Genomic DNA, 25,557 nt, shown 5'->3' with positions numbered 1-25,557 from the left:
AGTAGCGGATTCTGTGCCGAACTAGCCACTGCTGCCACCATCTTACTAGCTTCTCGATTCGGCTTACCAGTATCCACCTCTCATGCCCTAGTTGGCGGTGTAGTCGGTATTGGACTAGTGCAGAACCTAAAATCAATTAAATTCCAAACCCTCCAAGGAATCGCCTCAGCCTGGGTAATTACAGTCCCCATTAGTGCCATTCTCAGCGCCACCATCTTCAGCATTATCCGGATGATCTTAAATTGAAAATGAAATTTATGGAGATTCTCACATACTGGTTCTCTATAAATGCAATACATTCTAGGGGTACAGTTAAGTAGGGCTTCCTGTTTCACTACAAAACCTTCAGTGCTGTACTAACACATTCAACTTGAATAAGACTTACGCAAGCGTCATACTTAATGTTTCTTAATAAGATGCGGCAGATGTTGAAAATTTCTTGATTGTTACCAAAATTATCGAGTCTGACACATCCTAATTAATATGCCAGTTGCGTAAGCTCTATTGAATCCCACGGATTTAAAACCACCATATTCTGCAATTGGTGCTAAAAATACAGCCTATTTTTGCAGAATTTCGACTCATTTATTAGAATATTATGCAGGGAATGGTAGTATATTTTCTTTTTTATAGAACAATACTTTAATTCCCCAGAGCAACGGAAACTGTCACCCACTTTACATTTCGCACAAATTTTGGTTTTTCATAACCTACCCATCTGCAAGGCTTTGAAACAGTTATCAGTGAACAGTAGACAGTGAACAGTAAACAGTGAATAGTTATCAGTAGACAGTGAATAGTTATCGGCCTAAAAATTGATAACTGACAACTGGTAACTGATTTATCGTCAAGGTGTTAGAGGTTATAAACTAATGGGGCGATTTGAGAAGCGACCAGACAACCCAAGAATCAGAGGCGACTTATCCAGAGCAGCAGAAAACGCCCTCTGGGATGTAGTTGAGGATTTAGAAAATCTTCAAAAGAATGTTCTGAAATCGTTGCAAGACGACGTAAAGCGGCTGGAGGCTGAAAAAACCCGTTTAGCTAATGATATTCAACGATTGACCGAGGAAAAAGAAAAGTTACAGCAAGCTCGACAAATCACAGAACAGCAAGTTTTAATCCGTCAGCTGGCGGAAGTTTTAGCAAAGCATATATCTTCACAACTACAATCTTCACTCAAGACTTTAGCCACTCAATCAATTGAAGGTGAATCTTCCGAACGAGTCACATTGAGATCTGCGGAAGTTAATTCCCATGCAGCTAGTCAGATCAATCAGAATGTTGGTCAAATGTTGGACAATTTGGATGATAGTGTCACAATTGCCTTTAGCTCGCTGCAACAAGAACTAAAAAATTATCAAAGTCATCTTTCCCAGCAGTTGTCACGAATGTACGACCAACAGCAAGAAGGAGAAGACATATTAGCAGAATTTATTAATCGTCTCAGAGGGGAACTGGACAAAACCAGAGAAACAACTTCTCTCAAGGTGTTAACAGGAGGTGCGCCAACTGTATTACAACTAAATGAGCCATACAAAAACGGTTTTTTGGAGAAATCTCCAGAGAGAATTATTTCTGAACCAATTTCTCTGTTTCCCCAGGAGTCACCAAAGAGCGGAAATTTATCATCAACAGAGGCTGTAGTTACATCACCACCAACTCAGGAAAACACACCTGAGCCAATGTCTTTTCAGAATCCTGATTCTTCCACAAAGCAATCAACATCAGAATTATCAACTCAGGAAAACACACCTGAGCCAATGTCTTTTCAGAATCCTGATTCTTCCACAAAGCAATCAACATCAGAATCATCAACTCAGGAAAACACACCTGAGCCAATGTCTTTTCAGAATCCTGATTCTTCCACAAAGCAATCAACATCAGAATTATCGACTCAGGAAACCACACCTGAGCCAATGTCTTTTCAGAATCCTGATTCTTCCACAAAGCAATCAACATCAGAATCATCAACTCAGGAAAACACACCTGAGCCAATGTCTTTTCAGAATCCTGATTCTTCCACAAAGCAATCAACACCAGAATCATCAACTCAGGAAAACACACCTGAGTCAATGTCTTTTCAGAATCCTGATTCTTCCACAAAGCAATCAACATCAGAATCATCAACTCAAAAAAACACACCTGAGCCAATTTCTGTTCTCACTCCTGACCCTTCACCAAAGCAATCAAAATACTCACCCCCACTCACACCCAGACGGGAAGCAACAACCAGAAGAGAAAGATCCCGTAGTTCCCCGAATTGGTCACCTGTTCAGGTGGGTTTCCTGTTGGTTGTGTTGTCAACAGTGATGTCATCACTTTACAACGTAGCTGTGAAGGCACTTTTTTACCAAGGTTCTGATTTTTTAGGAAATTTCGAGACGCAGCAATTAATTGCACCAACTTTGGGGAATATTTTCTTAATTTTGATGCTGAGGTTATTAGTCGTTGTGCCATTAATGTTACTTTTGGCTCCCATTTTACACCCCTCAGTTTGGCAAGACCTGCAAAATTTATTTGATTCAGTAGGGAGAAATGCTACTTCCAATCAGGCAAAAACAAAACAAGTATTAATCTTGTCAGTCGTGAGTGGCTGTTTGTTGTTTTTGTCTCAAGTACTCATTTATATTGCAATTGGTAAAGTTTTGACTGGTATTGCGATCGCACTATTCTTTATCTATCCCCTGGTTAATGGACTCTTAGCGTGGTTCCTCTTTCGTGAACGTCCTAATTTATTCAGCGCTGGTGCTATTTTCGGCATTTTTTGTGGTGAATTATTAATCTTGGGTAGTTATTCAAATGGTATGAATAATACCTCTTTAGGAATTATTTCTGGAATTATGTCCGGAATGGCTTTTGCTGTTTACGTAATTCTTACTAGGTTGTGCGCTCCGAAACTGCATCCAGTTTCTTTTGCTTTAATTAACTTCGCCACTATGTTGCTATTAAGCTTAGTTTGCTTAATGGTACCACTACCAAGTGATTGGAGTTTAGCAATTAGATCAGCCAATTTACTGGAAGTAATATTAAGTGCTTTTATGTTGGGTGTCCTGACTCTTTGCGGATATTTGTTTAATAATTTTGGAATTCGCAAATTAGGTGGACCACCATCGGCTATTATCGGCGCTCTTGTTCCAGTTCTAACCGTAATTTTTGCTGGATTGATGATTCAGGAAAAATTGGATCTTGTGCAAATCATGGGAGTGTTGTTAGTCACTGGTGGTGCAGTTGCTATCAGCTTTGAAAAAATGCGGAATCATCTGCAATCTTCTAATGCCAATAATCAAAGGATGAAGAACAATGAAACTAAATATCGTGGGTAATAATTTACTGCTGATTTCCAGTAATTGTTATATTTCTCAATTTGGATAAATTTGGTGTTAGATTATAGGTTGGTTTGATCATTAAGCCGCCTTACAGCAGAGATTTCAGTTGGCAAAAAAAGCAATTTAAATGCACCACAATTTATACTTGATTAGCTGCATCATCCAACTATTAACCTGATGCAGCAAGAGTCCATAATTTTTAGTGGTGAGCAGAACTACCTCCGCTGTATAAAGTTAACGATTTACACCCTGAGTCATTTAAAACCAAGCAATTTTAGGGTAAAAGCATAAAAAATCTTCATCTAGTGTGAAGACAAAAATTGCATTTGGGTGTAAAATAGATAGTTTAATTTGACTACCACTCTTGTAAACGTGCTATTCATCTGTCTGTCAATATGAGTAACGACATAGATCTGATCAAACGTCTTGGTCCGAGTGCGATGGATCAGATCATGCTTTATCTAGCTTTTAGTGCCATGCGGACAAGTGGACACAGGCATGGAGCATTTTTAGATGCAGCCGCAACAGCAGCTAAGTGTGCGATTTATATGACCTATCTGGAGCAGGGACAAAACCTGCGAATGACTGGGCATTTGCACCACCTTGAGCCAAAGCGAGTCAAAATCATTGTCGAAGAAGTGAGACAAGCTCTGACTGAAGGTAAATTGCTAAAAATGCTGGGTTCCCAAGAACCTCGCTATCTGATTCAATTGCCTTATGTGTGGATGGAAAAATATCCTTGGCAGCCAGGAAGATCCCGTGTTCCTGGTACAAGTTTAACTAGCGAAGAAAAAAGGCAAATTGAGCGTAAACTGCCCAAGAACCTGCCTGATGCTCAGTTAGTTACATCGTTTGAGTTTTTGGAGTTAATTGAGTTTCTCCACAAGCGATCGCAAGACGAGTTACCACCACACCACCAAATGCCCCTGAGTGAAGCCTTGGCAGAACATATCAAGCGCCGTTTACTCTACTCAGGTACAGTTACCCGCATTGATTCTCCTTGGGGAATGCCCTTCTACGCCCTCACTCGTCCTTTCTATGCCCCCGCAGACGACCAAGAGCGTACTTACACAATGGTGGAAGATACCGCTCGATACTTCCGCATGATGAAAGATTGGGCAGAACGGAAAGCGAATGCGATGCGTGCTGTAGAAGAACTGGATATACCTCTCGAACAAATGGAACAAGCTATGGAAGAATTGGATGAAATTATCCGGGCTTGGGCAGATAAATATCACCAAGATGGAGGTATGCCGATGATTTTACAAATGGTTTTTGGAAATCAAGACGATTAAAGCGACCAAAGTTTAGACATAATCTGCTAATTTTTGGTTACACAACTTTGATTAATCTAATTTGGGGACGACAGTAAAATATCTTTCATGGATCTTCTTCACGCCATGAGCGCGGCTATACTAAAAACGGTTTAAAAATGTCATTCTGAACGAAGTGAAGAATCTCCGAGATACTTCCCTGCACTACGTTACGCTCAGTATGATACAAGTTCAGGTTTCACCCGTTTGCAGTATAAATATGTGTGGAAAGCAAAGTTCCCACACAGTCGTAGTAGTCAGAAACAGTAAATTTGAGGGGTTAAAGACAGGAAAAATTCCTAATATCCCCTAAACTTGCCTACACCATCATTTTTGGCTTGACGGACTAGTAGGGTGGACTATTTGCCAACCCTACGATTGTAAAAATTACAGGCAAATTCAACTCTTAGATACCACTACCACTGGGAGTTGATGGCATAGGAGTAGTTTCAAGACAAGGACTTAATCCCGGTGCTGTTGTAGATCCTTCCCCAATACTAATAATTCTGTCACTGGCATTAATACAAGTGTTCAATGACTGAATTGGGGTTAAATCAATTTCTTTACGCAAGCCAACGACACACTGAGCAAAAGTCACGGGTAATAAACTGCGTCCACAGTAAGTTAAGGTGGTTGGGTCAATTGCCTTCTGAGTACTCTTGCTGATGCCAACTACACAGGCCGCTAATTCTTGAGGACGACGGGCTTTACTACAGGAATAAAGCGCCTCCGTAGAGGCAATTTCCGTCTGCTTTTTGATTTGAGCTACACAGCTAGACAAATCTCTTGGTCGCAGGGCTGTGGCACAACCTTGAGATGCGGCTTGCGCTGTCACTCCGACACTCAATAATTGAGCTGCACAGACGCGGTAATCATTTCTATAAGAATCTGTAACAGCTATACTCGGTATAACATTGGTCAATAATCCAGCGATCGCTACAACTGGTACTGTAAAAATTCTCAAAACATAATTTCTTTTTTGGTTCTGAAAATTGCTAATTTCTTTTTTGCTTTCTAACATAAGCTATTCTCCAAACACCCAAGGTTATGCTAACTTAGAATCTGCTCAAACTCCTCTGCAATCAAGAAATTTTGACGCGATTGTCTAAAATAGTCCCAAAGCCTAATACTGCGATTTTGAACTATTCCTAACAACAGAGAATGAATTTTGTCTCAGGTTAGACTATAGTAGATAGTTTGTGGCGAAAACGACTCAAATCATAGTCAACATTGCGTCAGCAGTGACTAAACCTCAAAAACTCGGTCTTTTGGCAACATCTGAGTTAAACGTACCGTGGGACACATGGAAACGCAGGGTCAAATCCTGAAAGCTTGGCAAGTGCTGTTTTAGGTCGGCAATACCAATGCCCGATTTAAAGTGAGTACCGTAGAAATGAAGTCTTTGGAAGACTATTTAAACTAATTCGTTGGTTCGAGAGGGCAGGCATTTAGGGATAGTTTTTCAGAAGACAGATCATTAAACCAAGAATACTCTAGCTAACTGCTTTGAGGAATGTCATAATAGAATATTTGCGTAAAGTTTAAACAGGATTAAATTAAGGAAACTCATGTCCCGATATAGAGGGCCCCGCCTCAGAATTGTCCGCCGCTTGGGCGACTTACCAGGATTAACCCGGAAAAGCCCTAGACGTGCTTATCCACCAGGTCAACATGGCCAGAACCGTAAAAAGCGCTCTGAGTATGCTATCCGTCTAGAGGAAAAGCAAAAACTCCGCTTAAACTACGGTTTGACTGAAAAGCAAATGCTGCGCTATGTGCGGAAAGCCAGACGTGTTACTGGTTCTACCGGACAAGTCTTGCTGCAATTGCTAGAAATGCGTTTAGATAATACAGTTTTTCGCATGGGTATGGCTCCTACCATTCCAGCGGCGCGTCAATTGGTAAATCACGGTCATGTCACCGTTAACGGTCGTGTAGTGAATATTGCCAGCTATCAGTGCCGTCCTGGTGAGGAGATTGCTGTCAGAAATAAAGAAGCATCCAAGAAATTGGTAGAAGCTAATTTGCAATATCCTGGTTTAGCTAACCTCCCCAATCACCTAGAATTTGATAAAAACAAATTGGCTGGTAAAGTAAACAGCGTGATTGAGCGAGAATGGGTAGCACTCCAAGTTAATGAACTGCTGGTCGTGGAATACTACTCACGTCAGGCTTAAGTCAATTTTGGATTTTGGATTTACGATTTTGGATTAGAATTGATTTTCTTTTAATCTACAATCCAAAATCTAAAATCTAAAATTCGGTCAAGTGACTAACCTCCAATCTGCGACATGGTACGGGTGTATGTACCAGATGTGCCTGAATCGCGCTGTTTAAAGTTAATTTCGGCTTTGATATTTAGTAATTGTTTGACTTGTTCTCTTAATTGGGCAGTGCTAATACCAGCACGTAAAGAAGTTTTTAAGTCTATTTGACTAGTTTCGTTTAATAAGCAGGGACGTAGCCAGCCATCAGCACTCAGACGTACCCGATTACAGCGATCGCAAAAACATTCCGACATCTGGCTGATAAATCCTAGCGTGCCTTTGGCTCCCGGAATTTGAAATACATCAGCAGGACCGTTCCCATAAACCTGAGATTCTGTTAATCCCCAACGTTCATAGATACGTTGCCGTAAATCAGCTGAAGATATCCAACCGCGAGCGCTAAATAAATGTTCATTGCCAATAGGCATAAACTCAATAAACCTGATATGCCATTGTTTGTCAATCGTTAGGGCAGCTAAATTGAGAATTTCATGGTCATTAATACCGGGAATTACCACAACATTTAACTTCAACGGGTCAAATCCCACCTGATAGGCAGCTTGAATCCCTTCCCAAACTTGTTGCCAACGTCCACGTCCATGATTACCAATGATTTGCTCAAAAGTGTCTGCTTCTAGAGAATCTAAACTAATATTAATTCTTCTTAATCCTGCATCATAGAGGTTTTGTGCCATTGGAGCTAGTAAAAACCCATTGGTGGTCATAGCCAAATCTTGGGTTTGGGGAAGATTTGCAATTTTGCTGACCAAATCTACCACACTGGGACGTAGTAGAGGTTCTCCACCGGTCAAACGAAAGCGGGTAAAGCCAAGGGGAATAAATACCTCTTGAATCAGGGTGAGTATTTCCTCATCAGTTAACAACTGTTGCTTGAGGATATAGTTCAGTTCTGCCCCCTCTGGCATACAGTATTGACACCGAAAGTTACAGCGGTCAATCAAACTAATACGTAGATAGTCTACCTGGTTCATGGTTATTCTGGCTCAAAGCATGGGGAGACTAAATTCTAGGCTACCTCATGATTTGTGTAAGCAATTACCAAGTATATTAGCAACTTGAAATTGGATTGACATTTCTAACTCCCTCCGTCTTCTGACTCCTGACTCCTTGACTCCTAATCATCACAAAAAACTTTTTCCGCAAGTCCTACTTAATAACTTTTCATTGCTCGTTGAATATCGCGCTGATCTTGTCGGCGTTTCAGGGATTCGCGCTTATCGTGGAGTTTTTTACCTTTACCTAAGGCAATGCTTACTTTCACCCAGCCGCGTTGGAGATACATTTTTAACGGGACGAGGGTTAAACCCTGCTGTTCTACCTTACCAATTAGCTTGCGAAGTTCTTGGCGATGCAGCAGCAACTTGCGTGTGCGGCGCGGTTCATGATTAAAATATTGTCCACTGGAAGTGTAAGGAGAAATATGTATATTTATTAACCATGCTTCTCCATTGCGAAGCAACGCATAGCCATCTTGGAGATTAACTTTACCTGCACGAATCGACTTGACTTCAGTTCCGGTTAGCTGAATTCCAGCTTCATAGGTTTCTATGATTTCATACAAATAACGGGCTTGACGATTGTCGCTGATAACCTTGAAACCTTCTTTTTTGTCACTCATTGAGAATCTTGTTTGTGTTAAATATGCCTAAAAATTTTTTTAGACTGGGCGTAATTTTAAGTGTAAATTAACTAAAGATGCTTTTTAATCTTGAATATGGGTTTGAATGCAACCAATCTGATATTTAATCTAATCTATTAGTATAGCATTTTGACACTCTCTGTCCTAAAGCTACGTAGATTATTGGTTCTATTTAGAGAAGGCTTACGCCTAAAACGAGTCTACTGAAATTAGGCCTCTTGCGGTATCGAGCATCAGAGGTAATTAACCCTATGCCAGTTGCTCTCACTCTAATTGGGTATTTGTTAACAATTATAAACTCTCTAGGACTAACCAACAAGAAAAGTCAACCGATGTGTTAAGTATTATTAACACTTCCTAGGGATTTAAGATTTTCTTTATAAATCATCCCCTCAGGCAGACATTAGTAGGTAATCCTGTCATAGTATGAAACATAAGAACACTATTATTGCCAGTGTCTATTGATAGTGTTTATAAAAGCAAATTGCTGAGTAACAAAAATGCTAGGGGTGTACTGTCCATGCCCTTGAAGATCCTTGTAGTGGATGACGACCTGGGCACTCGTCTGTCTATTAGCGACTATCTTGAACTGTCTGGCTATGCGGTGATTATGGCTGATGACGGTCAGGAGGCTTTGGCTATGGTAGAAGAGAACCAGCCTGATTTAATTGTCACAGATATTGTCATGCCAAGGATGAACGGCTATGAACTAGTGCGTCGGGTGCGTAAACAATCAGAATTTAGATTATTACCTGTAATTTTGTTAACAGCTCGTACCAAAACCCAAGAAAGGATTCTCGGTTATCAATCAGGCTGTGATTTATATTTGCCTAAGCCTTTTGAACTAGAAGAGTTAGCTGCGGCTATTCGTAATTTATTAGAGCGATCGCAAATTATTCAATCAGAGTACCGTTTTTCTCATCAAGAAAATTTAGATGCTTCCCACTCGACAAAAACAGTAGACAGCCATAATTCTCTGTCCACTCAAATTCATATATCCCCAGTACTTTCATCACTAACTACCAGAGAACAGGAAGTTTTAGAACTATTGACTCATGGATTCTCTAATGCCGATATGGGACATCAACTACACCTGAGTCCGCGAACAGTAGAAAAATATGTCAGCAGTTTATTAAGAAAAACATCAACCAGCAATCGAGCCGAACTAGTACGTTTTGCAATGAAACATGGTCTTGTGGAATAGATTAGAGGGTAACAAGGGAAGATGAGGGAACTCCAAAAAATAAATTATCCAATTTCACCGAATCAAAACGAATTTTCCTCCCCCTGCTCCCTGCTCCCCGCTCCCTGCTCCCTGCCCCCTGCCTCTTGTAACCTATTCCCTAAATTTGTTGACTTTTAACATAGTCCAGTAGACCTTCACAAGCATCAATGAGCAGATCAATCACCTGATTGAATCCCTCTGTACCGCCGTAATAGGGGTCTGGAACTTCTTTAAGGGTGTGTCTAGAACAAAAATCACACATCAAGCGGACTTTATGATGATATTGCCCAGAAAGGTCAACAGCCAGGATATTTTCATAATTGTCTTTATCCATTGCCAGAATTAAATCAAACTCCTGAAAGTCAGACTTTGTAAACTGACGGGCTTGACCACGGAGTTTAATTCCCAACTTTGTCACCGCAGCAGCACTCATGCGTCGGTCAGGTGCTGATCCAATGTGATAACTAGAAGTACCAGCAGAATCGCAATAAATACCATTTCCCAAATCAGCCTGATCAACCAGAAGATTCATAATATTTTCAGCTGAGGGCGATCGGCAAATATTACCAAGGCAGACAAAAAGTAACTTGTAAGGCATAAAATTCTTTTGTCTTTTGTCATTAGTCATAGCTAATGACTAATGACTAATGACTAAAATCCAGGTAGTTCTAGTCCACTGGTCAATTCTTCCATGCTTTCCCTCATAGTAGCAGTGGACTTGTTGTAGGCATCTTTCATTGCCGCTGTTACAAGATCAGAAAGTACTTCAACTCCTTCTGCCAAAGCTTCTGGGGCAATTTCCACCCGCTTAGGTTCTTGGTTGCCACTGACAATCACCTTAACCAAACCACCGCCCGATTCTCCTTGGATCTCCATTTTCTCCAATTGTTCCTGGAGAAGTTTTGCACCTTCCTGAACTTGCTGGGCTTTTTTGAAAGCATCAGCCAGTTCTTTCATTTTTCCTAAACCAAAACCAAAGCCCTGTCCTTTTCCTGATGTCATAATTAATTTTTCACTTATGCTTTGAATAACAAATCAAATTCAATTATAGATGTGGCTGGTAATTGGTAATTGGTAATTGGGGATTGATAATTTTCTTGACCCAGTCCCCAATCCCCAGTCCCTATCAACAAACAGGTTGAAACTCACCGATCATTTTTACTTCTGGTTCCAACCAAATTGACCAACGTTCTTGTACCTCACGTTGAATATGGCTAATCAGACAGAATATATCGCTGGCTTTAGCTCCACCACGATTAACGATAAAATTTGCATGAAGTAGTGCTACTTGCGCTCCACCAATTTGATAGCCTTTTAAACCAGCTTGTTCGATCAACCATCCAGCTGTATAAGGTTTAGGATTGCGGAAGACACTACCACAGCTGGGAAAATTGTAAGGTTGGGTACTAAGCCGATGCTTTTTGTGTTGCTTGGTTGTGGCTAGAACTACTGCTGGATCGGCACCTGGTTGAAGTTGAAAGGTAGCTTGGGTAACTATCCGTTTACCACCTTGCAATAATGAAGTCCGGTATTTATAGCCTAATTCAGCCGGGGTGAGAGTTTCTAAAGTACCGTCTGGTGAGAGGACTTCGGCGCTAACTAACATATCTGCAATACAGCTATTATGCGCTCCTGCGTTCATAACAACAGCACCGCCAACGGTTCCAGGGATACCAACAGCCCACTCTAAGCCTTGCCATCCTAAATCTGCTGCTTCCCATGCCAAGCTAGGAATAGATTCCCCAGCAGCGACGGTTAATTGACCTGTTTGTGGGTCGAAGTGCTTAGAACGGAAATGACGAGTGGCAATAACTAAACCGGGTATACCTTGATCACTTACCAACAAGTTAGAACCTGCGCCCAATATCGTGACTGGTAAAGCTAGTTCTTTTGCGTACTCAATACTAGCTTGTAGTGCTTGTAAGTTGCGAGGAGCAACGTACAATTCAGCCCCTCCCCCAACCCTGTAGGAAGTAAATGCTGATAAAGAAGCCTGGGACTTGATCACACAATCAGTGCCTGGTAAGTAAATTACGTTACCATCTACAGAATTAATCGTTTCTTGTTTCTTGGTAGTCAAAGCAGAAATCGTACAGACGTTTCCAACTGCCTGGGAGGTTGTCATCGTTGCTTTTATTGGTAATTTCTATTACTTTTTTTACCGATTAGATTCGGTAATAACATTTAACTAATGAACCTATTGCTAGATGGAGAATTGGCTCACAAAACAAAACCTAGCAAGTTTGCTCTGCTTAGGATGTAGCTGTAGCTGGTTCAAGAAGAGTGGCAATGATTTCAGGAATCGCCTGATTTAAATTACCAGCACCCAAAAATAATGCTAAGTCGCCTGGTCGCAGAGTTAACAACAAGGATTCGCACACTGAGGATAAAGTTGGTTGATAAATTACCTGCTGGTGCTGCTTGGCAATTTCTGCGGCCAGTTGTTCACCACTAATCTGTCCTAAATCGGGTTCACCTGCACTGTAAATATCAGTTAAGACTACTACATCAGCATGGGTAAAGGATTCGGCGAATTCTTCTAAAAAAGTAAGTGTACGGCTATAACGATGTGGTTGAAAAATGGCAACTACTCTTTGTCCTGGTCTAGCCTGGAGACGTGCTGCGGCAAGAGTAGCACGAATCTCGCTGGGGTGATGGGCATAGTCATCAATAAAGGTAATACCGGCTGCTTCCCCCCGGAATTCAAAACGCCGTCTTGCACCTTCAAAGGTGGCAATCCCTTTGGCAATTTCACCAAATTCTAAACCTAGTGAGCGTCCCACAGCTACTGCTGCTAGAGCATTGCTAAGATTATGCCGACTCAAAAGCCGTACATTCAAGACACCTAAGGCTTTACCTTTTTCCCAAATAAGTGCAGTAGTACCGTCAGCGCGGTAGTCAACGTTGCTAACGGTATAGTCAGCATTGGAATCTGGATGTAGACTATAGCTGATTGTTGGCTGCAAGCGTTGCCCTAGGCGACCGAAGGTATCGCGTACCGTTTCACAATCAATGCTACCTATGAGGATTTTGCAACCTTGGGCAAATTGTTGGAAAGTATCAATTACTTCCTCTAATGTGTCGTAGTGGTCGGGATGATCGAGTTCAATATTAGTGATGATTCCAATTTCTGGTGCGTGTTTCACCAGGGAACCATCTGATTCATCTGCTTCGGCTACCAGGTACTTACTTGCGCCTAGTCGAGCATTTCCTTCCCAAGCGTTGACTTCACCACCTACCAAAATTGTTGGATCAAGACCAGCTTGCAGCAGCATATAACCGATCATGCTACTAGTTGTTGTTTTACCGTGGGTTCCTGCCACAGCAATACTATGGTAATCAGCAATCAAAGCGGCTAGGACATCCGAACGATGTGAAATTGGGCAACCCAATTCTAGGGCTGCTTTGTATTCCAAATTACTAGTGTTAATAGCTGTTGAACAAATTACTTGGGGTAGAATTGTCTGATCAACAAGTAATTGTTCCTGTGGATTTAATAATACTCCATTAGTTGATTCTTGGGGACGAAAGAATTCAAGATTGCTTGCTTCTTGTCTGCTAAAAATGTGTGCGCCAAGAGTTTCTAACTTGCGAGTAATTTGGTTAGGACGCAGGTCTGAACCGGAGACTGGTAATTGACGCTTTGCTAAAACATAAGCCAGGGCAGACATTCCTATGCCGCCAATTCCAATGAAATGAAATGGTCTACCGTTAAAATCTATAGGATTACTCATTTTTTGTTCCTCTTACACCACACCACACAATCATCACAAATGACACGCGTATCATAACAGGATTTTGATTTTTACAGATACGGCTTCTGTAAGATTTTCATAGCCGTATAAGGGATTAATTTTTTACTTTGTTTTTGCTTGTTCAGAAAGATATTACCCTCGTGAGAGATTTTTTATATTTCTGATATCTTCTTATGATTATTCTGAAAATTAAGACTACATCGGGAAAAAAATCTGGTAATGTTAAATACATATTATTGAGTACCTTACTGGAATTAGCTCCTGATTTGAAATTACCTCAAGGCTCAGGGTGAATTGACTACAATAGTACATTGGCAGTGAAAATATTATTCAACTGAATTCAATTGGTTGCAGCAATAAGTCCCTGGACTCAAAGTATTAGTCCGGGTAGAAAGGTCAGTTGATCACTGTGATATGCCCCTAACACCATCCCCCAATCCCTAAACTTGATGCAGCGACTAGCAATTTTTGGTGGCACATTTGACCCAATTCATCGGGGACACCTGCTTGTAGCTGAAATAGCCCAGGCTCAATTACACCTAGAACAGGTGATTTGGGTGCCATCAAGAAATCCTCCTCATAAACAAGCGGCTTTGTTTGAGCATCGAGTAGCAATGCTGCAACTAGCCACGGCAAACAACCCAGCGTTTACCGTCTCACTAATTGAGAGAGAACGCTCTGGGACTTCTTATGCTATCAACACCCTGATTGATTTATCTACTTGCTATCCAAATACTCATTGGTACTGGATTATTGGTTTGGATGCTTTCCAAACTTTACCCCGTTGGTATCTTGGACACGAACTAGCACAAATGTGTGATTGGTTAATCGCACCCCGACTGCTAGGTGGTGAGACTATAGCTCAAAGTGAGTCAATCTGCAAGCAAGTGGAACAAGAACTGAAAGAGCAAACTGAAAAGTCAGTGCTGACACGATGCTTCCCACAAGGAGAGCGATCGCGCGATCGCGTAGCGTGTCTGAAGGACTCAGCGCAGTTCCGAAGGCAATCGCATACCATTCACTGGCAATTACTGCATACACCTTTAGTAAGAGTTTCGTCAAGTATAATCCGGGAATTTTGTCGCGTCAGCCATTCAATTCATGGTTTAGTCCCGGAGTCGGTCAGCTATTACATCACCAACCACAACCTTTACTCCAACAATTCTGAATAAATTCTGTGTTTTTTTTTAGATTCAACACTTTATGGTTATAAACACTCCCCCCCTTTGCGATATGATTGGGGTCAACGATATCAACTTATAGGCATAAATACAGAGGGCAAGACACTGTGATTAGAGTTGCAATCAACGGTTTCGGGCGCATTGGACGGAACTTCGCACGCTGCTGGGTAGGTAGAGAAAATAGCCAAATTGAACTTGTCGCTATCAATGACACCTCAGACCCTAGAACCAATGCTCATCTCCTGAAGTATGACTCGATGCTAGGGAAGTTACAAAATGCGGACATTACGGCCGATGATAATTCCATCACCGTTAACGGTAATACCATTAAGTGTGTATCTGATCGCAACCCAGATAACTTGCCCTGGAAAGAGTGGGGAATTGATCTGATTATCGAATCAACCGGCGTTTTTACCAGCAAAGAAGGGGCAATGAGGCACGTCAATGCTGGTGCTAAAAAGGTTCTCATTACCGCGCCTGGTAAAAATGAGGATGGCACTTTTGTTATGGGTGTAAATCATCTGGATTATGACCACAACAAACACAACATCATCAGTAATGCCAGCTGTACCACTAATTGTTTGGCTCCTATTGCCAAGGTACTAAATGAAAAATTTGGTATCATCAAAGGCACGATGACCACTACGCACAGTTACACTGGTGACCAACGCTTACTAGATGCTTCTCACCGTGATTTGCGTCGGGCTAGAGCAGCAGCCATCAACATTGTCCCCACCTCAACAGGTGCGGCTAAAGCAGTGGCTTTGGTACTCCCTGACCTCAAGGGTAAGTTAAATGGTTCAGCTTTGCGTGTACCTACCCCCAACGTTTCGATGGTGGATTTTGTGGTTCAGGTTGAGAAGCGCACTATTGCTGAAGAAGTTAACCAAGCTTTTAAAGATGCTTCTGAAGGTTCACTCAAAGGCATTTTAGGCTACAGTGAACTACTTTTAGTATCATCTGATTACCAAGGTGCTAATGAGTCTTCTATTGTTGATGCCAACTTAACTATCGTTATGGGCAATGACATGGTAAAAGTTATGGCTTGGTATGACAACGAGTGGGGCTATAGCCAACGAGTTCTAGACTTGGCTGAATTAGTAGCTGCGAAGTGGGCATAGTTTAGTACTGAGTACTGTAAAGCCCTACGGGCATGGCTGCGCTTAGAGCGGTAGCGGGGCGTTTAGCCCGTGCTGAGTGCTGACTAAAAATGTTGAAATCCCTGACTGAGGCTCAGAACTTGGTCGGGGATTTCTTCGTTTTCATACTGCAATATGACTGTTAAGCCTGGTGTAATTGAACCTATAATTGCTGCACCTGCACCTAGTTGTTGGACTAATGCTAATGCAGGTTCTGGTGGCAAGCAGAGGACTAATTCAAAATCTTCGCCACCGTATAAGGCATATTGTAGAATTCGCTCTGCTGTTACCCACTGGTTTAAAGTTGACAGCATGGGAATTCGTTTGTGTTCTATAATTGCTCCTACTTTACTGGCGCGACAGATTTGTAATACAGCATCTGCTAGACCGTCACTACTATCCATTCCGGCAACGGGAATAGGGCAGGGAGATTTTAGGACTTTCTGGAGGATGGGGAGGATATCTAGACGGGGGTTGGGACGCTGGTGTGCTTTGATTAAAGCTGCCTTTTCTTCAGTTTTGATGTTTTGTCCTATTTCTGGGTGTAAGAGTAATTCTAAGCCTGCGCGAGAGGCTCCATGAATACCTGTGACAACGATCGCATCCCCGACCTGTGCAGAAGAACGACGGATGATAAAATCGGGGTTAACTTGACCAAAGGCAGTAATTGCTAAAGTGGTAATGGGCGATCGTACAATATCACCACCAACAATGGGAACATGATACTTTTGCAAACATTCCGTCATTCCCTGATATAGTCTTTCCACCCAATCAACGCTGACATCTCCAGGTAAACCCAGCCCGACGGTTATACCCAAGGGAAAAGCGCCCATTGCGGCTAAATCTGATAAATTTGCAGCCGCTGCCCGCCAACCTGCATCTTCTGGGGAGGTGGTAACATCACTAAAATGCACACCATCAACCAGCATATCTGTTGTCACTACCAAATATTGTTCTGCTTTTGTAGCCAAAACTGCCGCATCATCACCAATAATTTTTGGTGGACAAAAGCGTTGTAATCTTTCTAAAAGACCTTGTTCACCAATATCTCTGACTCGCAGGGAAGATAAATCACTATTCATAATAAAATTTACGCATTACTTTACAGACTAGAATAAAAGTATCATCTAGGAGGCTGTTGAGATGGTAACAACATTAGTCAAAGACCTTACCTTTGAGGAATACTTAAATTATGATGATGGTACTGATTTTAAGTATGAATTGGTAAATGGTAAGTTGGAACTGATGAACCCACCAAAAATTGAACATTTTTTGATTGTCAAATTTCTCGAAAAAATGCTAGATGAAGAAATTCAGCGTTTGATTTTACCTTGGTTGTGTTTTCGAGAAACTGGAGTCAGAACAGGTAACAAGAAATCTCGTTTAACTGATTTATCTGTGGTGACGTTGGAACAAGCAAAAGAATTGATCAACTCATCCGCAGTATTTCAGTCACCACCATTATTAACTGTAGAAGTAGTAAGCCCAGAGTCAGTAAAAAGAGATTATCGTCAGAAGCGTTCTGAATATGCGGCTTTGGAAGTTCCTGAATATTGGATTGTAGATCCTTTAGAATCTAAGATTTCTGTTTTGCTTTTGGAAGATGGACTTTATGAAGAAACAGTTTTTACTGCGAATCAAAAAATTATATCACGGACTTTTTCTGAATTTAATATTACAGTTGAGCAGGTTTTCAATGCAGGTAATTTGGTATAAATGGTAGGTTAGGTTGTGGTAGAGGAAATTTTGATATTTATGATGCGACTAACGTACACTACAAACTAATATTTTATAGCTGCTGCATATATACTAATATGACACTAGTATGACGATTAGGTTTTAAATAACTATTAAAAAGCATCAAAAAAAGTAATAATATTAATATTCTTAACTTAGTGCATTTATCTTCTCTAATTTTCTCTTGTTTATATGAAGCTATCATTTGATAAATTCCCTTGATTACAACTGCATTATCTTGATTTATAACTTCAGATAAATAATCAAAAAATGTATCTTCAAGACCAGAAGTGTTGAATGTTAAGAAAAGCCTGATAAAAATAGCCCAAAATATGTTAAATTTTGGGCGAAGGATTAAAATATATAGTATAAATCTAGTAGCAGAAGACTAGCAATATGCTGATATTGCTGAGTTTCAATTATTTTACCATGTGCAACTTTATTTCTCAAAATAGGAAATTTAAATTTAAAATATTCTAAGTCCCAAGAATAAGTGTTAAATAATTTAAATTCAGCGTCAAAAAAGTCTTGATTTTCCTGATAAATCTTATCTAGCTTTTCACCAATACTAAATTTTCTCATTTCTGTGTCAGAAATTCCTAATTCCAAACAATAATCATGGAATATACCCTCTATTTGCAGTGCTACTAAATTAACAAATAAAGCATAATACTTTATTTCGTTTAATTGATAAAAATCGGTTCTTGCGTCTCTTTTATGGAGAATTAATAGAAAAGTGCCAGTTTAATAAACTGCGTAGACGAAAATTGTTGAAGTTACGAAAGCCATATCCAAGTCGTTTAATCAACTTGAGTTTATTATTAATACCTTCCACAGTGCCACTGGTGGTTCTGCCATCAAAATAACCGACTATTTCCCCAAACCATCTAATCATAGTCCCAATAGTTTTGGGAAAAAATGACATGGCATCGTGCATCCAATCTAATAAATCAATGATGCTGTCTCCCCAAGATGTGGAGAGTTCAAATATTTCTCTGAATTTTTCTTTCAAGGAGTGCATCTTGGCTAGGGTGGGAGAAACTGACTGGACTGATTTCAACCGTTCTTTTTGCTCTTCGTTGAGGGATTCTTCATTTTTAATCAGGCTATATTTACTTTTATTTAATCCGGCTAATATTCTCTTTTTTTCTGACTCATCTGCTAAAGACATTGCTGCTTTTTTCTGGGCTTTACGCATATTATCTAATTCATCATTTACCTGTTTCATGACATGAAATCTATCAGCCGTTATATTAGCATTTGGCATTAATTCTTCTACTAAACTTCTATAGGGAGACCACATATCAATACTCACTTCTTGTATTTGCTCAAGTACCTCAACTCCCCATCCTTTCAGGACTTCACGTATATCTTCTATTCTTCTTGTTTTCACTATTTCGATAGGTTTGCGAGTATCTAAATCTACCAACACTGCCAAATAGTTTCCTTGTCCTTTCACCAAGGCTATTTCATCTATCCCTAACCTTTTTACTCCTTTTAAATTTATCTTCTGTATTTGTGCTACTTGCCTTTTTAACATTGATTCTACTTCCTCATCACTGAGGTCGTTTCTTTTGGCGACACTATGAATGTTACTATTCAATACTTGTTCTACTATGTTAGTGGCTAATCTTTTCGTATATCCTTTACTTTTCTCTACAAAGTCGAGTTGTTCACTAAATACCTTTTTACACTTATGGCATTTAAATTGACGACGATTTATTTTTAATAGAACTGGCTTTTCACTCCACGGTAAATCATGTATCATTCGCCAATGGCTTTGGTGTATACTCTGGGTGATATGTCCGCAATTTGGACAAGTGCAATGGTTGACTGCTTTCTCGATTGTGATGATAATTCCTGCTCCTTCTACTTCTTGGCAATCTAATACTTTCATTTCTGGGAGATTGAGGATTTGCTCTACAGGAAATTTCATAACTACTGCCCCCAATGCTTGTTTTTATATATCTAATTATCTCACCTTCGGTATTTAGACATATGTAAAACTCTATAACTTCTTGTATCCCAACTGTTTCAGACTGCTATTTGTGAAAACTTTTAACTCTTAATTTCTGTTAATTTACTTTCTCTCCATAAAAGAGACGCAAGAACCTAAAAATCTAACGCTGGTATAAGAATAATTTCACGCATTTTTAGACAAGTGTTTTCTGTAATCATTTGTCTTAAATCGTCTATAATATTACAATCAATTATGTATTTTTGTACGGAACTAAAAAAATCAGGGACGTTATTTTTATATAAGTTTTCTAAGTTATTAATTTCTTGATCAATTTTATAAAGACCCTTAATTAAGAATAAGAATTTAATTTTGATTTCTGAAAAATTATCTACATTATATCTTTCAGGACAACACCTGTATTCATAAGGCTTTTCTCTAGATAAAATCACCCAAGGCGTAATATGTTTTTCAGGTTCACTACTAACAGTATTAATTTTTTCTCTTGCTTTAGTGTTGATACTTTTAAAGTGTTCAACCATTTGTTTTTCATAATCATCTTTTTTTGTATCAATTTGTTCTAGTTTTAATTGACAATTGTTAATATTATTGGCAATCTCCTGTAAATCAATCTGTGCTAGTTCCCTAACATGAGCAAAGTAATTATATGGCTCTATTTTTTCTAAATGGAGCTGATATTCACAAAAATAAGCATAAAAATTTTGTTCTTCTGTAGTCATATTTTGCAAATCGACTTCATTATTAGAGTAGTCTGATTTAATCAACTCATCTCGAATTTCCTCAAATGTGAATTGAAAAAAACATCAATATTGTCATTGTTTATAAACTTAATCCATAAAGTTATTATATCTTTGAAAGAATAACTAAAGAACTGATTGTCTAGAGACATTCGTATTTTAAAGTCTCGCAATTCCTTCCCAGTTGGATTTATTTTTAAACAAAATTTTTCCATGTTTTAAACATTTCGCCCTATTCAATATACTTCATAGCTTAACATTCGTGCGATTAATTTTTCAAATTTGAAATTAACATAAAATTGCCTTTATAATAAGCATAGAATCAATGGATTAACTATTTTTTCAACCCACTTCTTGCACTTTCTCCAGCAACCAGAACTAAGGTAACAGCACATGGTTTCTAGCGTTGGAATAACTGACACTATTAAAAGCTTGAGTGATTTACAAACTCGTTGTAACTTACACCAAGCAGAAGACGAAAACTTTTTTAACGAATGGTTGACAGACTTACCCCAACTCAGTCCACAAGAACAAGCAGGTGTTACTCGCATCAAACAACGTTATGATTATCATCGCGTTGATGGTCTATTATTAGAAGGGACAATTAATCTTTTAGTAGTTTCGCCACTTTTGGAACTTGCAGGTTTTCTAGATTCACCTTACCGAATTCGCTCACCTTATGGCATCAATTTAGAAATTGAAGAACTAGAAGAAATAATTCGCGGTTTTATTGATACCTTAGTTGTACAAGAAAAACTTTGGATTTTTGTAGTTGAATCTAAACGAAATAGCATTCCAGTTGCCGCAGCAATACCGCAGTTATTAGCCTATATGTTAACTACTTCCCAACCTGATAAACCTGTATTTGGTATGGTTACTAATGGTGACGAATTTATATTTCTCAAGTTAACTCTCACAGATACACCCAAATACGACGTATCACGCACATTTTCCCTATTTCCCCGACGACATGAATTAGCAGAAGTTTTGCAAATTCTTAAGAGATTAGGACAAGCTGTGGTCGTTTAATTTATCTGCATTTTAAAACAATTTTTAGGTAAATTAATGTTTGGGAATTTAGGTTTGGTTTGTAGTTGGCACTTTAGCGCTAAAGCACCAACTATGAACAATAATTAATTATGCTGCTTTTGGCTGAACTAAATTTTCTATGCCCTGAACAACGGTTACAGATTCAATTTTGTCATCTGCATTCAGTTTATCTAAAATCTCTCTACCTTCTGTCAGATAGCCAAACACAGTATAGCGACCATCTAAAAGATTACGTCCTGCGGGGGTAAGTTCTGGTTCAAAAAGGAAGAAGAAAATTTGAGAAGAAGCACCATTTACGTCACCTTCAGGACGTGCCATTGCTAATGCACCAAAGGAAGAAAAAGGTAATACTGGCATATCGAGATAACGTCCAGCATCTTCGAGAGTTATTCCGTAAGTTGGTTCTTTTTCGCCTTCAACTAAAATTTCTAAGGGAATAGCTCGGTATTGGCCAGTTTTTGGGTCAATAAAACCTACTTCTTTGCCGGCTGGATCTCCAGTTTGCAGCACATAAGATTCTTCTGAACGAGTGAATTCTAAACCGTTATAAAAACCCCGTTGTACCAAATCGACAAAATTACCAGCAGTGACAGGGGCGCTGTAACCGTCTACAACCACGGTAAGGTCGCCTTTGTTAGTTTTGAAAGCGATAGTAGCACGACCTTTGAGTTGAGGTAAATTACTGTACTCAGCAGGGACTTCAAAGGGGAATTCCTTCACCATTGACTCTTCCAGCAAGCTAACTAGGTTGAGTAATTTGGCTCTTCCTTCCAGAATAGGGTCTTTCTGTTTGGTTTTGACTACTTCTTGCAGTTCTGTCACACCAGATTTCAATTCAGTAATCCAAGCTTCAGCTTGGGGTTGGCGTTCTTCGGGAACGCTTGCTAAGATTTGGGAGGATTGATCGAGAATCCGTGATGCTTGCTTGAGGTCGTTAGCGATCGCACCCCACCGCTTATTTGCTCGCAGTTGGTTGGAAATATCCTCTAAACTAGCTTGCAGTTTGCGTACTGGTTTGTTATCAATTGGGAGTGCATACCTTAACAAAGCTTTGCCGTCAGTAATCGCATTCCCCGCTGGTAGGGCAGCGTAACTAGAGGGAGTCCACCCGGCTGTGCTTAGACCTAAAACTATTGTTACAAGCAGTATTGCCTTTAGGCTGTGTTTTAGCCAGGACTTTATGAAGTTAAACATGGAATTTCTCAAATGCAGCATCAAATTTTTGACTGGAAGTAACACATCAATTATCTTCCCACAGTAACAGTCCTGAGTACTGAGTACTGATTTTTGAGTGCTGAGTCCTGAAGCTAAAGACGAATAACAACTGACAAATTACGACCCTTGAAGGGTACAATAAATGCCGATTGTCTTCCAAAAATTGAAAGTTTCATGATCTCTAGTAACGACTTTCGACCCGGTGTCTCAATTGTCCTAGACGGGTCTGTATGGCGAGTGATAGATTTCCTTCACGTTAAACCGGGCAAAGGTTCTGCCTTTGTGCGAACAACACTAAGAAATGTCCAGAGTGGGAAAGTACTCGAAAAAACTTTCCGGGCTGGGGAATCTTTGCCACAAGCTACTCTGGAAAAAATTACGATGCAGCATACCTATAAAGAAGGCGAAGAGTTAGTCTTTATGGATATGGAAACCTACGAAGAAGGCAGATTGACCGTAGCGGAAATTGGCGATCGCGTAAAATACCTCAAAGAAGGTATGGAAGTCAACGTTATTCGTTGGGGCGAACAAGTGCTAGAAGTAGAACTGCCTAATTCTGTAGTTCTAGAAATTGTGCAAACAGATCCTGGTGTTAAAGGTGATACTGCTACAGGTGGTACTAAGCCTGCAATTGTCGAAACTGGTGCAACTGTCATGGTTCCCTTGTTTATTACTCAAGGAGAACGGATTAAAATTGATACCAGGGAAGATAAATACTTGGGTAGGGAATAATTTTTATCTCTCCTGAAACCAAGTTGGGATAATGATTGGGTTATGGGTAATAATTTTTGCAATTACAATCCAAAATCCAAAATCCAAAATCCAAAATTGGTAATAACGATTTCAATCCCTTGTTTATATAGGGATTAAATCCCTGCCACACTTAAGATTCTCGTTTACGGTTAGGTCGAGGTAAAAAAACTGTGCCATTAGACTTTAATGAAATCCGCCAACTACTGGCAACTATTGCACAAACGGATATTGCCGAAGTAACGCTCAAAAGCGATGACTTTGAGCTAACAGTACGGAAAGGTGTCAGCAATCATGTCCTATCCGTAGGTCAAGCGACCTTAGGCGGTGTGGTAGGTTCAGGATTGACATCAGTTAACCAAATAGCACCCACAACCCTACCAGAAGCCGCGACAAGTCGTGATAATTCTGTAGCTGGGGCGCAATCACCGTTGTCAGTGAATACGCCTTCAGCCAGATTGGTAGAAGTGCAGTCCCCTATGGTGGGAACATTTTACCGCGCACCTGCGCCTGGTGAAGCGGCATTTGTGGAAGTAGGCGATCGCGTCCGTAGTGGTCAATCAGTCTGTATCATCGAAGCCATGAAGCTGATGAACGAAATTGAAGCCGAAGTCTCTGGACAGGTGATGGAAATTTTGGTGCAGAATGGTGAAGCAGTTGAATATGGTCAACCTTTGATGCGAATTAACCCTGATTAAGTATTAATCTATAAAATTAGTCATTGTTAAAGCTCTAAGTACTTGCAGGTTAATCCTGATGAAACAAACGTTGCCTGTACCACCAGAAGTAGTGCAACAAGTCGCTGAATACTTCAGCCTATTAAGTGAGCCGATGCATCTGCGGCTGTTACACTTGCTACGGAATGAAAAAAATGTGTGCAAGAGTTGTGTAGAGGCAACACAAACATCTCAGGCAAACGTATCAAAGCACCTGAAAGTAATGTGGCAATCGGGAATCCTTAGCCGCCGCAGTGAAGGAACTTGCGCTTACTACCGGGTAGAAGACGAAATGATTTTTGATTTGTGAACCGGGTGTGCGATACCTGCGGCGTACCTCTCCGGGGAAGCAAGCGTAGCGATCGCTTGGCCACCAGGCTAGAACAGCAAGCCCGTAGCTTCAGGGTACTAAATAAAAGTTAGTCATTGGTCATTGGTCATTAGTTTATTTTTTGCTAAATCGACCACTGACCATTGATTATTTGCTAAAGCGGATAATTTTGGTTAAAGCTTTTACGAGTTAGTGGCTGTTCTATTTCCACACCTTCACCACCTAAAACTTCCAAAGGCTTGCCATTTACCTCAATAAACACCTTGGCATCAGGATTTAAAGTTGTCGCAGTATAGACAACCTGACCGACACGACCCATCATTGAAGTACTACCACCACCACTGGTAAAATTTTCTGATAAATTCACATGGACTTCATTATTTTCCACCTTCATTCCCAGCAATTGAGTTCCTTGAGGAATAGTTGTCGAATCTGTACCTTCACTTGGACCTGATAGTAAAGCTTGGAAAGCCTTTTCCAAAACTTGGTTTGGTTGTGCAGCCGCAATTTTGAGAGGTTGAGGAACTAACTCAACACCTGTATCTTTAGGTTTGAGCCAATATATACTAGCAGTCTGTTCATTAGCTGGCTGCGTAGTCAATGGCTGTTGTGGCTGTCTAATGCTTTGAGAAGGGTTTACTGGTGTGGGAGTATTGGGAGTTTGAGAAGTAATCCAAGCTACACCACCACTTACTGCCACAACCGCAGATGAGACAGCTGCTATTACACCTGAAGAAATATTACGGTTAGTTCTTTGTTGGTCATTCATATATAAAACCTGCTTAACAGAGGGCTGAAATAGTGTTCGTAAGAGGAGCAGCCTGGTTAAAGACGATGGGGATGCGTGGAGGTTTCTTAAAATCAATAGATGCCTGAATTGGTCAGAATACTGCTGTTTGTAATTCTGCCTATCTCAATACCAATTTTGGATGTAGGACTTTAGATTATAAATCCTCTTGATTAGGCTATTTCAGCAATTTGTAATCCTGCACCCATAGTAACTTTATTTCATCTTTAATTTTAGGTTCACACTCCCAGTCCGTCACCAGAACCTTGATGTAAATATAATCGTTTCTTGAAATACGGATATTAAGAGAGTATACAGGAAGATATTTAATACTCTGCATCCTCATTAATGGTGAAATTAAAGATCCATAGGTATGAATTGTCTCAG

Annotated in this window: 25 protein-coding genes and 1 pseudogene; 12 read left to right on the top strand and 14 right to left on the bottom strand. The window is 40.1% G+C overall.

The annotated features are described in order from the left end of the window. The 3 genes from ACSQ6I_RS07590 to hetR all read left to right on the top strand — a co-directional run. Positions 1-246: inorganic phosphate transporter (locus ACSQ6I_RS07590; protein WP_438889745.1), on the top strand; the 246-nt coding region annotated here is incomplete at its 5' end. A 626-nt stretch (positions 247-872) separates the two neighbouring features. Further along, positions 873-3,326, top strand: coding sequence for an EamA family transporter (locus ACSQ6I_RS07585; protein WP_438889744.1), 2,454 nt, complete (start codon positions 873-875; stop codon positions 3,324-3,326). A 398-nt stretch (positions 3,327-3,724) separates the two neighbouring features. Continuing rightward, positions 3,725-4,624 carry a heterocyst differentiation master regulator HetR gene (gene hetR / locus ACSQ6I_RS07580; RefSeq protein ID WP_438889743.1) on the top strand — a complete coding sequence of 300 codons (900 nt, stop codon included), beginning with the start codon at positions 3,725-3,727 and terminating at the stop codon, positions 4,622-4,624. Between the two features lie 424 nt (positions 4,625-5,048). Here the strand turns inward: hetR and ACSQ6I_RS07575 are convergent, their stop codons facing one another. Beyond that, positions 5,049-5,663, bottom strand: a complete 615-nt coding sequence (locus ACSQ6I_RS07575; protein WP_438889742.1) for a hypothetical protein — start codon at positions 5,661-5,663, stop codon at positions 5,049-5,051. 547 nt (positions 5,664-6,210) lie between these two features. On the opposite strand from ACSQ6I_RS07575, the gene rpsD reads away from it, so the two are divergent. After that, positions 6,211-6,819, top strand: coding sequence for a 30S ribosomal protein S4 (gene rpsD / locus ACSQ6I_RS07570; RefSeq protein ID WP_438889741.1), 609 nt, complete (start codon positions 6,211-6,213; stop codon positions 6,817-6,819). 95 nt (positions 6,820-6,914) lie between these two features. On the opposite strand, the gene moaA is transcribed toward rpsD, so the two are convergent. Together moaA and smpB are read right to left on the bottom strand one after the other, a co-directional pair. Further along, positions 6,915-7,901, bottom strand: coding sequence for a GTP 3',8-cyclase MoaA (gene moaA / locus ACSQ6I_RS07565; protein ID WP_438889740.1), 987 nt, complete (start codon positions 7,899-7,901; stop codon positions 6,915-6,917). 179 nt (positions 7,902-8,080) lie between these two features. After that, entirely contained in the window at positions 8,081-8,548 is a 468-nt protein-coding gene (gene smpB, locus ACSQ6I_RS07560; protein ID WP_015212518.1) for an SsrA-binding protein SmpB, read from the bottom strand. Positions 8,549-9,089: 541 nt separating this feature from the next. Between smpB and ACSQ6I_RS07555 the strand changes: the two genes are divergently transcribed. Next, positions 9,090-9,773: a response regulator transcription factor gene (locus tag ACSQ6I_RS07555; RefSeq protein ID WP_323309560.1), complete on the top strand. Its 684-nt coding sequence runs from the start codon at positions 9,090-9,092 to the stop codon at positions 9,771-9,773. 139 nt (positions 9,774-9,912) lie between these two features. On the opposite strand, the gene ACSQ6I_RS07550 is transcribed toward ACSQ6I_RS07555, so the two are convergent. The 4 genes from ACSQ6I_RS07550 to murC form a co-directional block, all read right to left on the bottom strand. Beyond that, positions 9,913-10,392 (bottom strand): low molecular weight protein-tyrosine-phosphatase, encoded by a 480-nt coding sequence (locus ACSQ6I_RS07550; RefSeq protein WP_438889739.1) that lies wholly within the window; start codon positions 10,390-10,392, stop codon positions 9,913-9,915. Positions 10,393-10,445: 53 nt separating this feature from the next. Beyond that, the gene (locus ACSQ6I_RS07545) at positions 10,446-10,796 is read right to left on the bottom strand and encodes a YbaB/EbfC family nucleoid-associated protein (RefSeq protein WP_015212521.1); all 351 of its coding nucleotides are present in this window, start codon (positions 10,794-10,796) and stop codon (positions 10,446-10,448) included. A gap of 124 nt (positions 10,797-10,920) precedes the next feature. After that, positions 10,921-11,919, bottom strand: a complete 999-nt coding sequence (gene murB, locus ACSQ6I_RS07540) for a UDP-N-acetylmuramate dehydrogenase (protein WP_438889738.1) — start codon at positions 11,917-11,919, stop codon at positions 10,921-10,923. Between the two features lie 127 nt (positions 11,920-12,046). After that, complete coding sequence (murC, locus tag ACSQ6I_RS07535) at positions 12,047-13,528, bottom strand: UDP-N-acetylmuramate--L-alanine ligase (RefSeq protein ID WP_438889737.1); 1,482 nt, start codon at positions 13,526-13,528, stop codon at positions 12,047-12,049. 470 nt (positions 13,529-13,998) lie between these two features. Here murC and nadD point away from each other — a divergent pair, with 470 nt between their 5' ends. Further along, entirely contained in the window at positions 13,999-14,721 is a 723-nt protein-coding gene (gene nadD, locus ACSQ6I_RS07530) for a nicotinate (nicotinamide) nucleotide adenylyltransferase (protein ID WP_438889736.1), read from the top strand. 116 nt (positions 14,722-14,837) lie between these two features. Next, positions 14,838-15,851 (top strand): type I glyceraldehyde-3-phosphate dehydrogenase, encoded by a 1,014-nt coding sequence (locus tag ACSQ6I_RS07525; protein ID WP_438889735.1) that lies wholly within the window; start codon positions 14,838-14,840, stop codon positions 15,849-15,851. Positions 15,852-15,934: 83 nt separating this feature from the next. On the opposite strand, the gene thiL is transcribed toward ACSQ6I_RS07525, so the two are convergent. Next, a complete protein-coding gene (gene thiL / locus ACSQ6I_RS07520; RefSeq protein WP_438889734.1) occupies positions 15,935-16,951 on the bottom strand; it encodes a thiamine-phosphate kinase in 1,017 nt (338 codons plus the stop codon). A 61-nt stretch (positions 16,952-17,012) separates the two neighbouring features. Between thiL and ACSQ6I_RS07515 the strand changes: the two genes are divergently transcribed. After that, on the top strand, positions 17,013-17,585 hold the full coding sequence (locus ACSQ6I_RS07515) for a Uma2 family endonuclease (RefSeq protein ID WP_438889733.1): 573 nt from the start codon (positions 17,013-17,015) through the stop codon (positions 17,583-17,585). 375 nt (positions 17,586-17,960) lie between these two features. Here ACSQ6I_RS07515 and ACSQ6I_RS07510 read toward each other — a convergent pair whose 3' ends face one another. The 3 genes from ACSQ6I_RS07510 to ACSQ6I_RS07500 form a co-directional block, all read right to left on the bottom strand. Further along, a complete protein-coding gene (locus ACSQ6I_RS07510; protein ID WP_438889732.1) occupies positions 17,961-18,215 on the bottom strand; it encodes a hypothetical protein in 255 nt (84 codons plus the stop codon). A gap of 106 nt (positions 18,216-18,321) precedes the next feature. Further along, positions 18,322-19,542: an ISL3 family transposase gene (locus ACSQ6I_RS07505; protein ID WP_438889731.1), complete on the bottom strand. Its 1,221-nt coding sequence runs from the start codon at positions 19,540-19,542 to the stop codon at positions 18,322-18,324. Positions 19,543-19,718: 176 nt separating this feature from the next. Continuing rightward, entirely contained in the window at positions 19,719-20,303 is a 585-nt protein-coding gene (locus ACSQ6I_RS07500) for a hypothetical protein (protein WP_438889730.1), read from the bottom strand. A gap of 411 nt (positions 20,304-20,714) precedes the next feature. On the opposite strand from ACSQ6I_RS07500, the gene ACSQ6I_RS07495 reads away from it, so the two are divergent. Beyond that, entirely contained in the window at positions 20,715-21,350 is a 636-nt protein-coding gene (locus ACSQ6I_RS07495; protein WP_438889729.1) for a type I restriction endonuclease subunit R, read from the top strand. 108 nt (positions 21,351-21,458) lie between these two features. Here ACSQ6I_RS07495 and ACSQ6I_RS07490 read toward each other — a convergent pair whose 3' ends face one another. Then, entirely contained in the window at positions 21,459-22,565 is a 1,107-nt protein-coding gene (locus tag ACSQ6I_RS07490) for a peptidylprolyl isomerase (protein WP_438889728.1), read from the bottom strand. Positions 22,566-22,760: 195 nt separating this feature from the next. Here ACSQ6I_RS07490 and efp point away from each other — a divergent pair, with 195 nt between their 5' ends. The 3 genes and pseudogenes from efp (at position 22,761) to ACSQ6I_RS07475 (ending at position 24,475) form a co-directional block, all read left to right on the top strand. After that, positions 22,761-23,318, top strand: coding sequence for an elongation factor P (gene efp, locus ACSQ6I_RS07485; RefSeq protein WP_015212530.1), 558 nt, complete (start codon positions 22,761-22,763; stop codon positions 23,316-23,318). Between the two features lie 191 nt (positions 23,319-23,509). Continuing rightward, the gene (gene accB, locus ACSQ6I_RS07480; protein ID WP_438889727.1) at positions 23,510-24,034 is read left to right on the top strand and encodes an acetyl-CoA carboxylase biotin carboxyl carrier protein; all 525 of its coding nucleotides are present in this window, start codon (positions 23,510-23,512) and stop codon (positions 24,032-24,034) included. A 58-nt stretch (positions 24,035-24,092) separates the two neighbouring features. Continuing rightward, positions 24,093-24,475: pseudogene (locus ACSQ6I_RS07475) on the top strand (metalloregulator ArsR/SmtB family transcription factor). 62 nt (positions 24,476-24,537) lie between these two features. On the opposite strand, the gene ACSQ6I_RS07470 reads toward ACSQ6I_RS07475, so the two are convergent. Both ACSQ6I_RS07470 and ACSQ6I_RS07465 read right to left on the bottom strand, forming a co-directional pair. Further along, positions 24,538-25,152 carry a GerMN domain-containing protein gene (locus ACSQ6I_RS07470; RefSeq protein WP_438889726.1) on the bottom strand — a complete coding sequence of 205 codons (615 nt, stop codon included), beginning with the start codon at positions 25,150-25,152 and terminating at the stop codon, positions 24,538-24,540. Positions 25,153-25,348: 196 nt separating this feature from the next. Continuing rightward, positions 25,349-25,557, bottom strand: a 209-nt coding sequence (locus ACSQ6I_RS07465) for a hypothetical protein (RefSeq protein ID WP_438889725.1), incomplete at its 5' end; no start/stop codon positions are given.

The sequence above is a fragment of the Anabaena sp. WFMT genome (assembly GCF_051781005.1).
Taxonomy (GTDB): domain Bacteria; phylum Cyanobacteriota; class Cyanobacteriia; order Cyanobacteriales; family Nostocaceae; genus Anabaena.
This window is presented reverse-complemented; position numbering and strand designations above follow the sequence as displayed.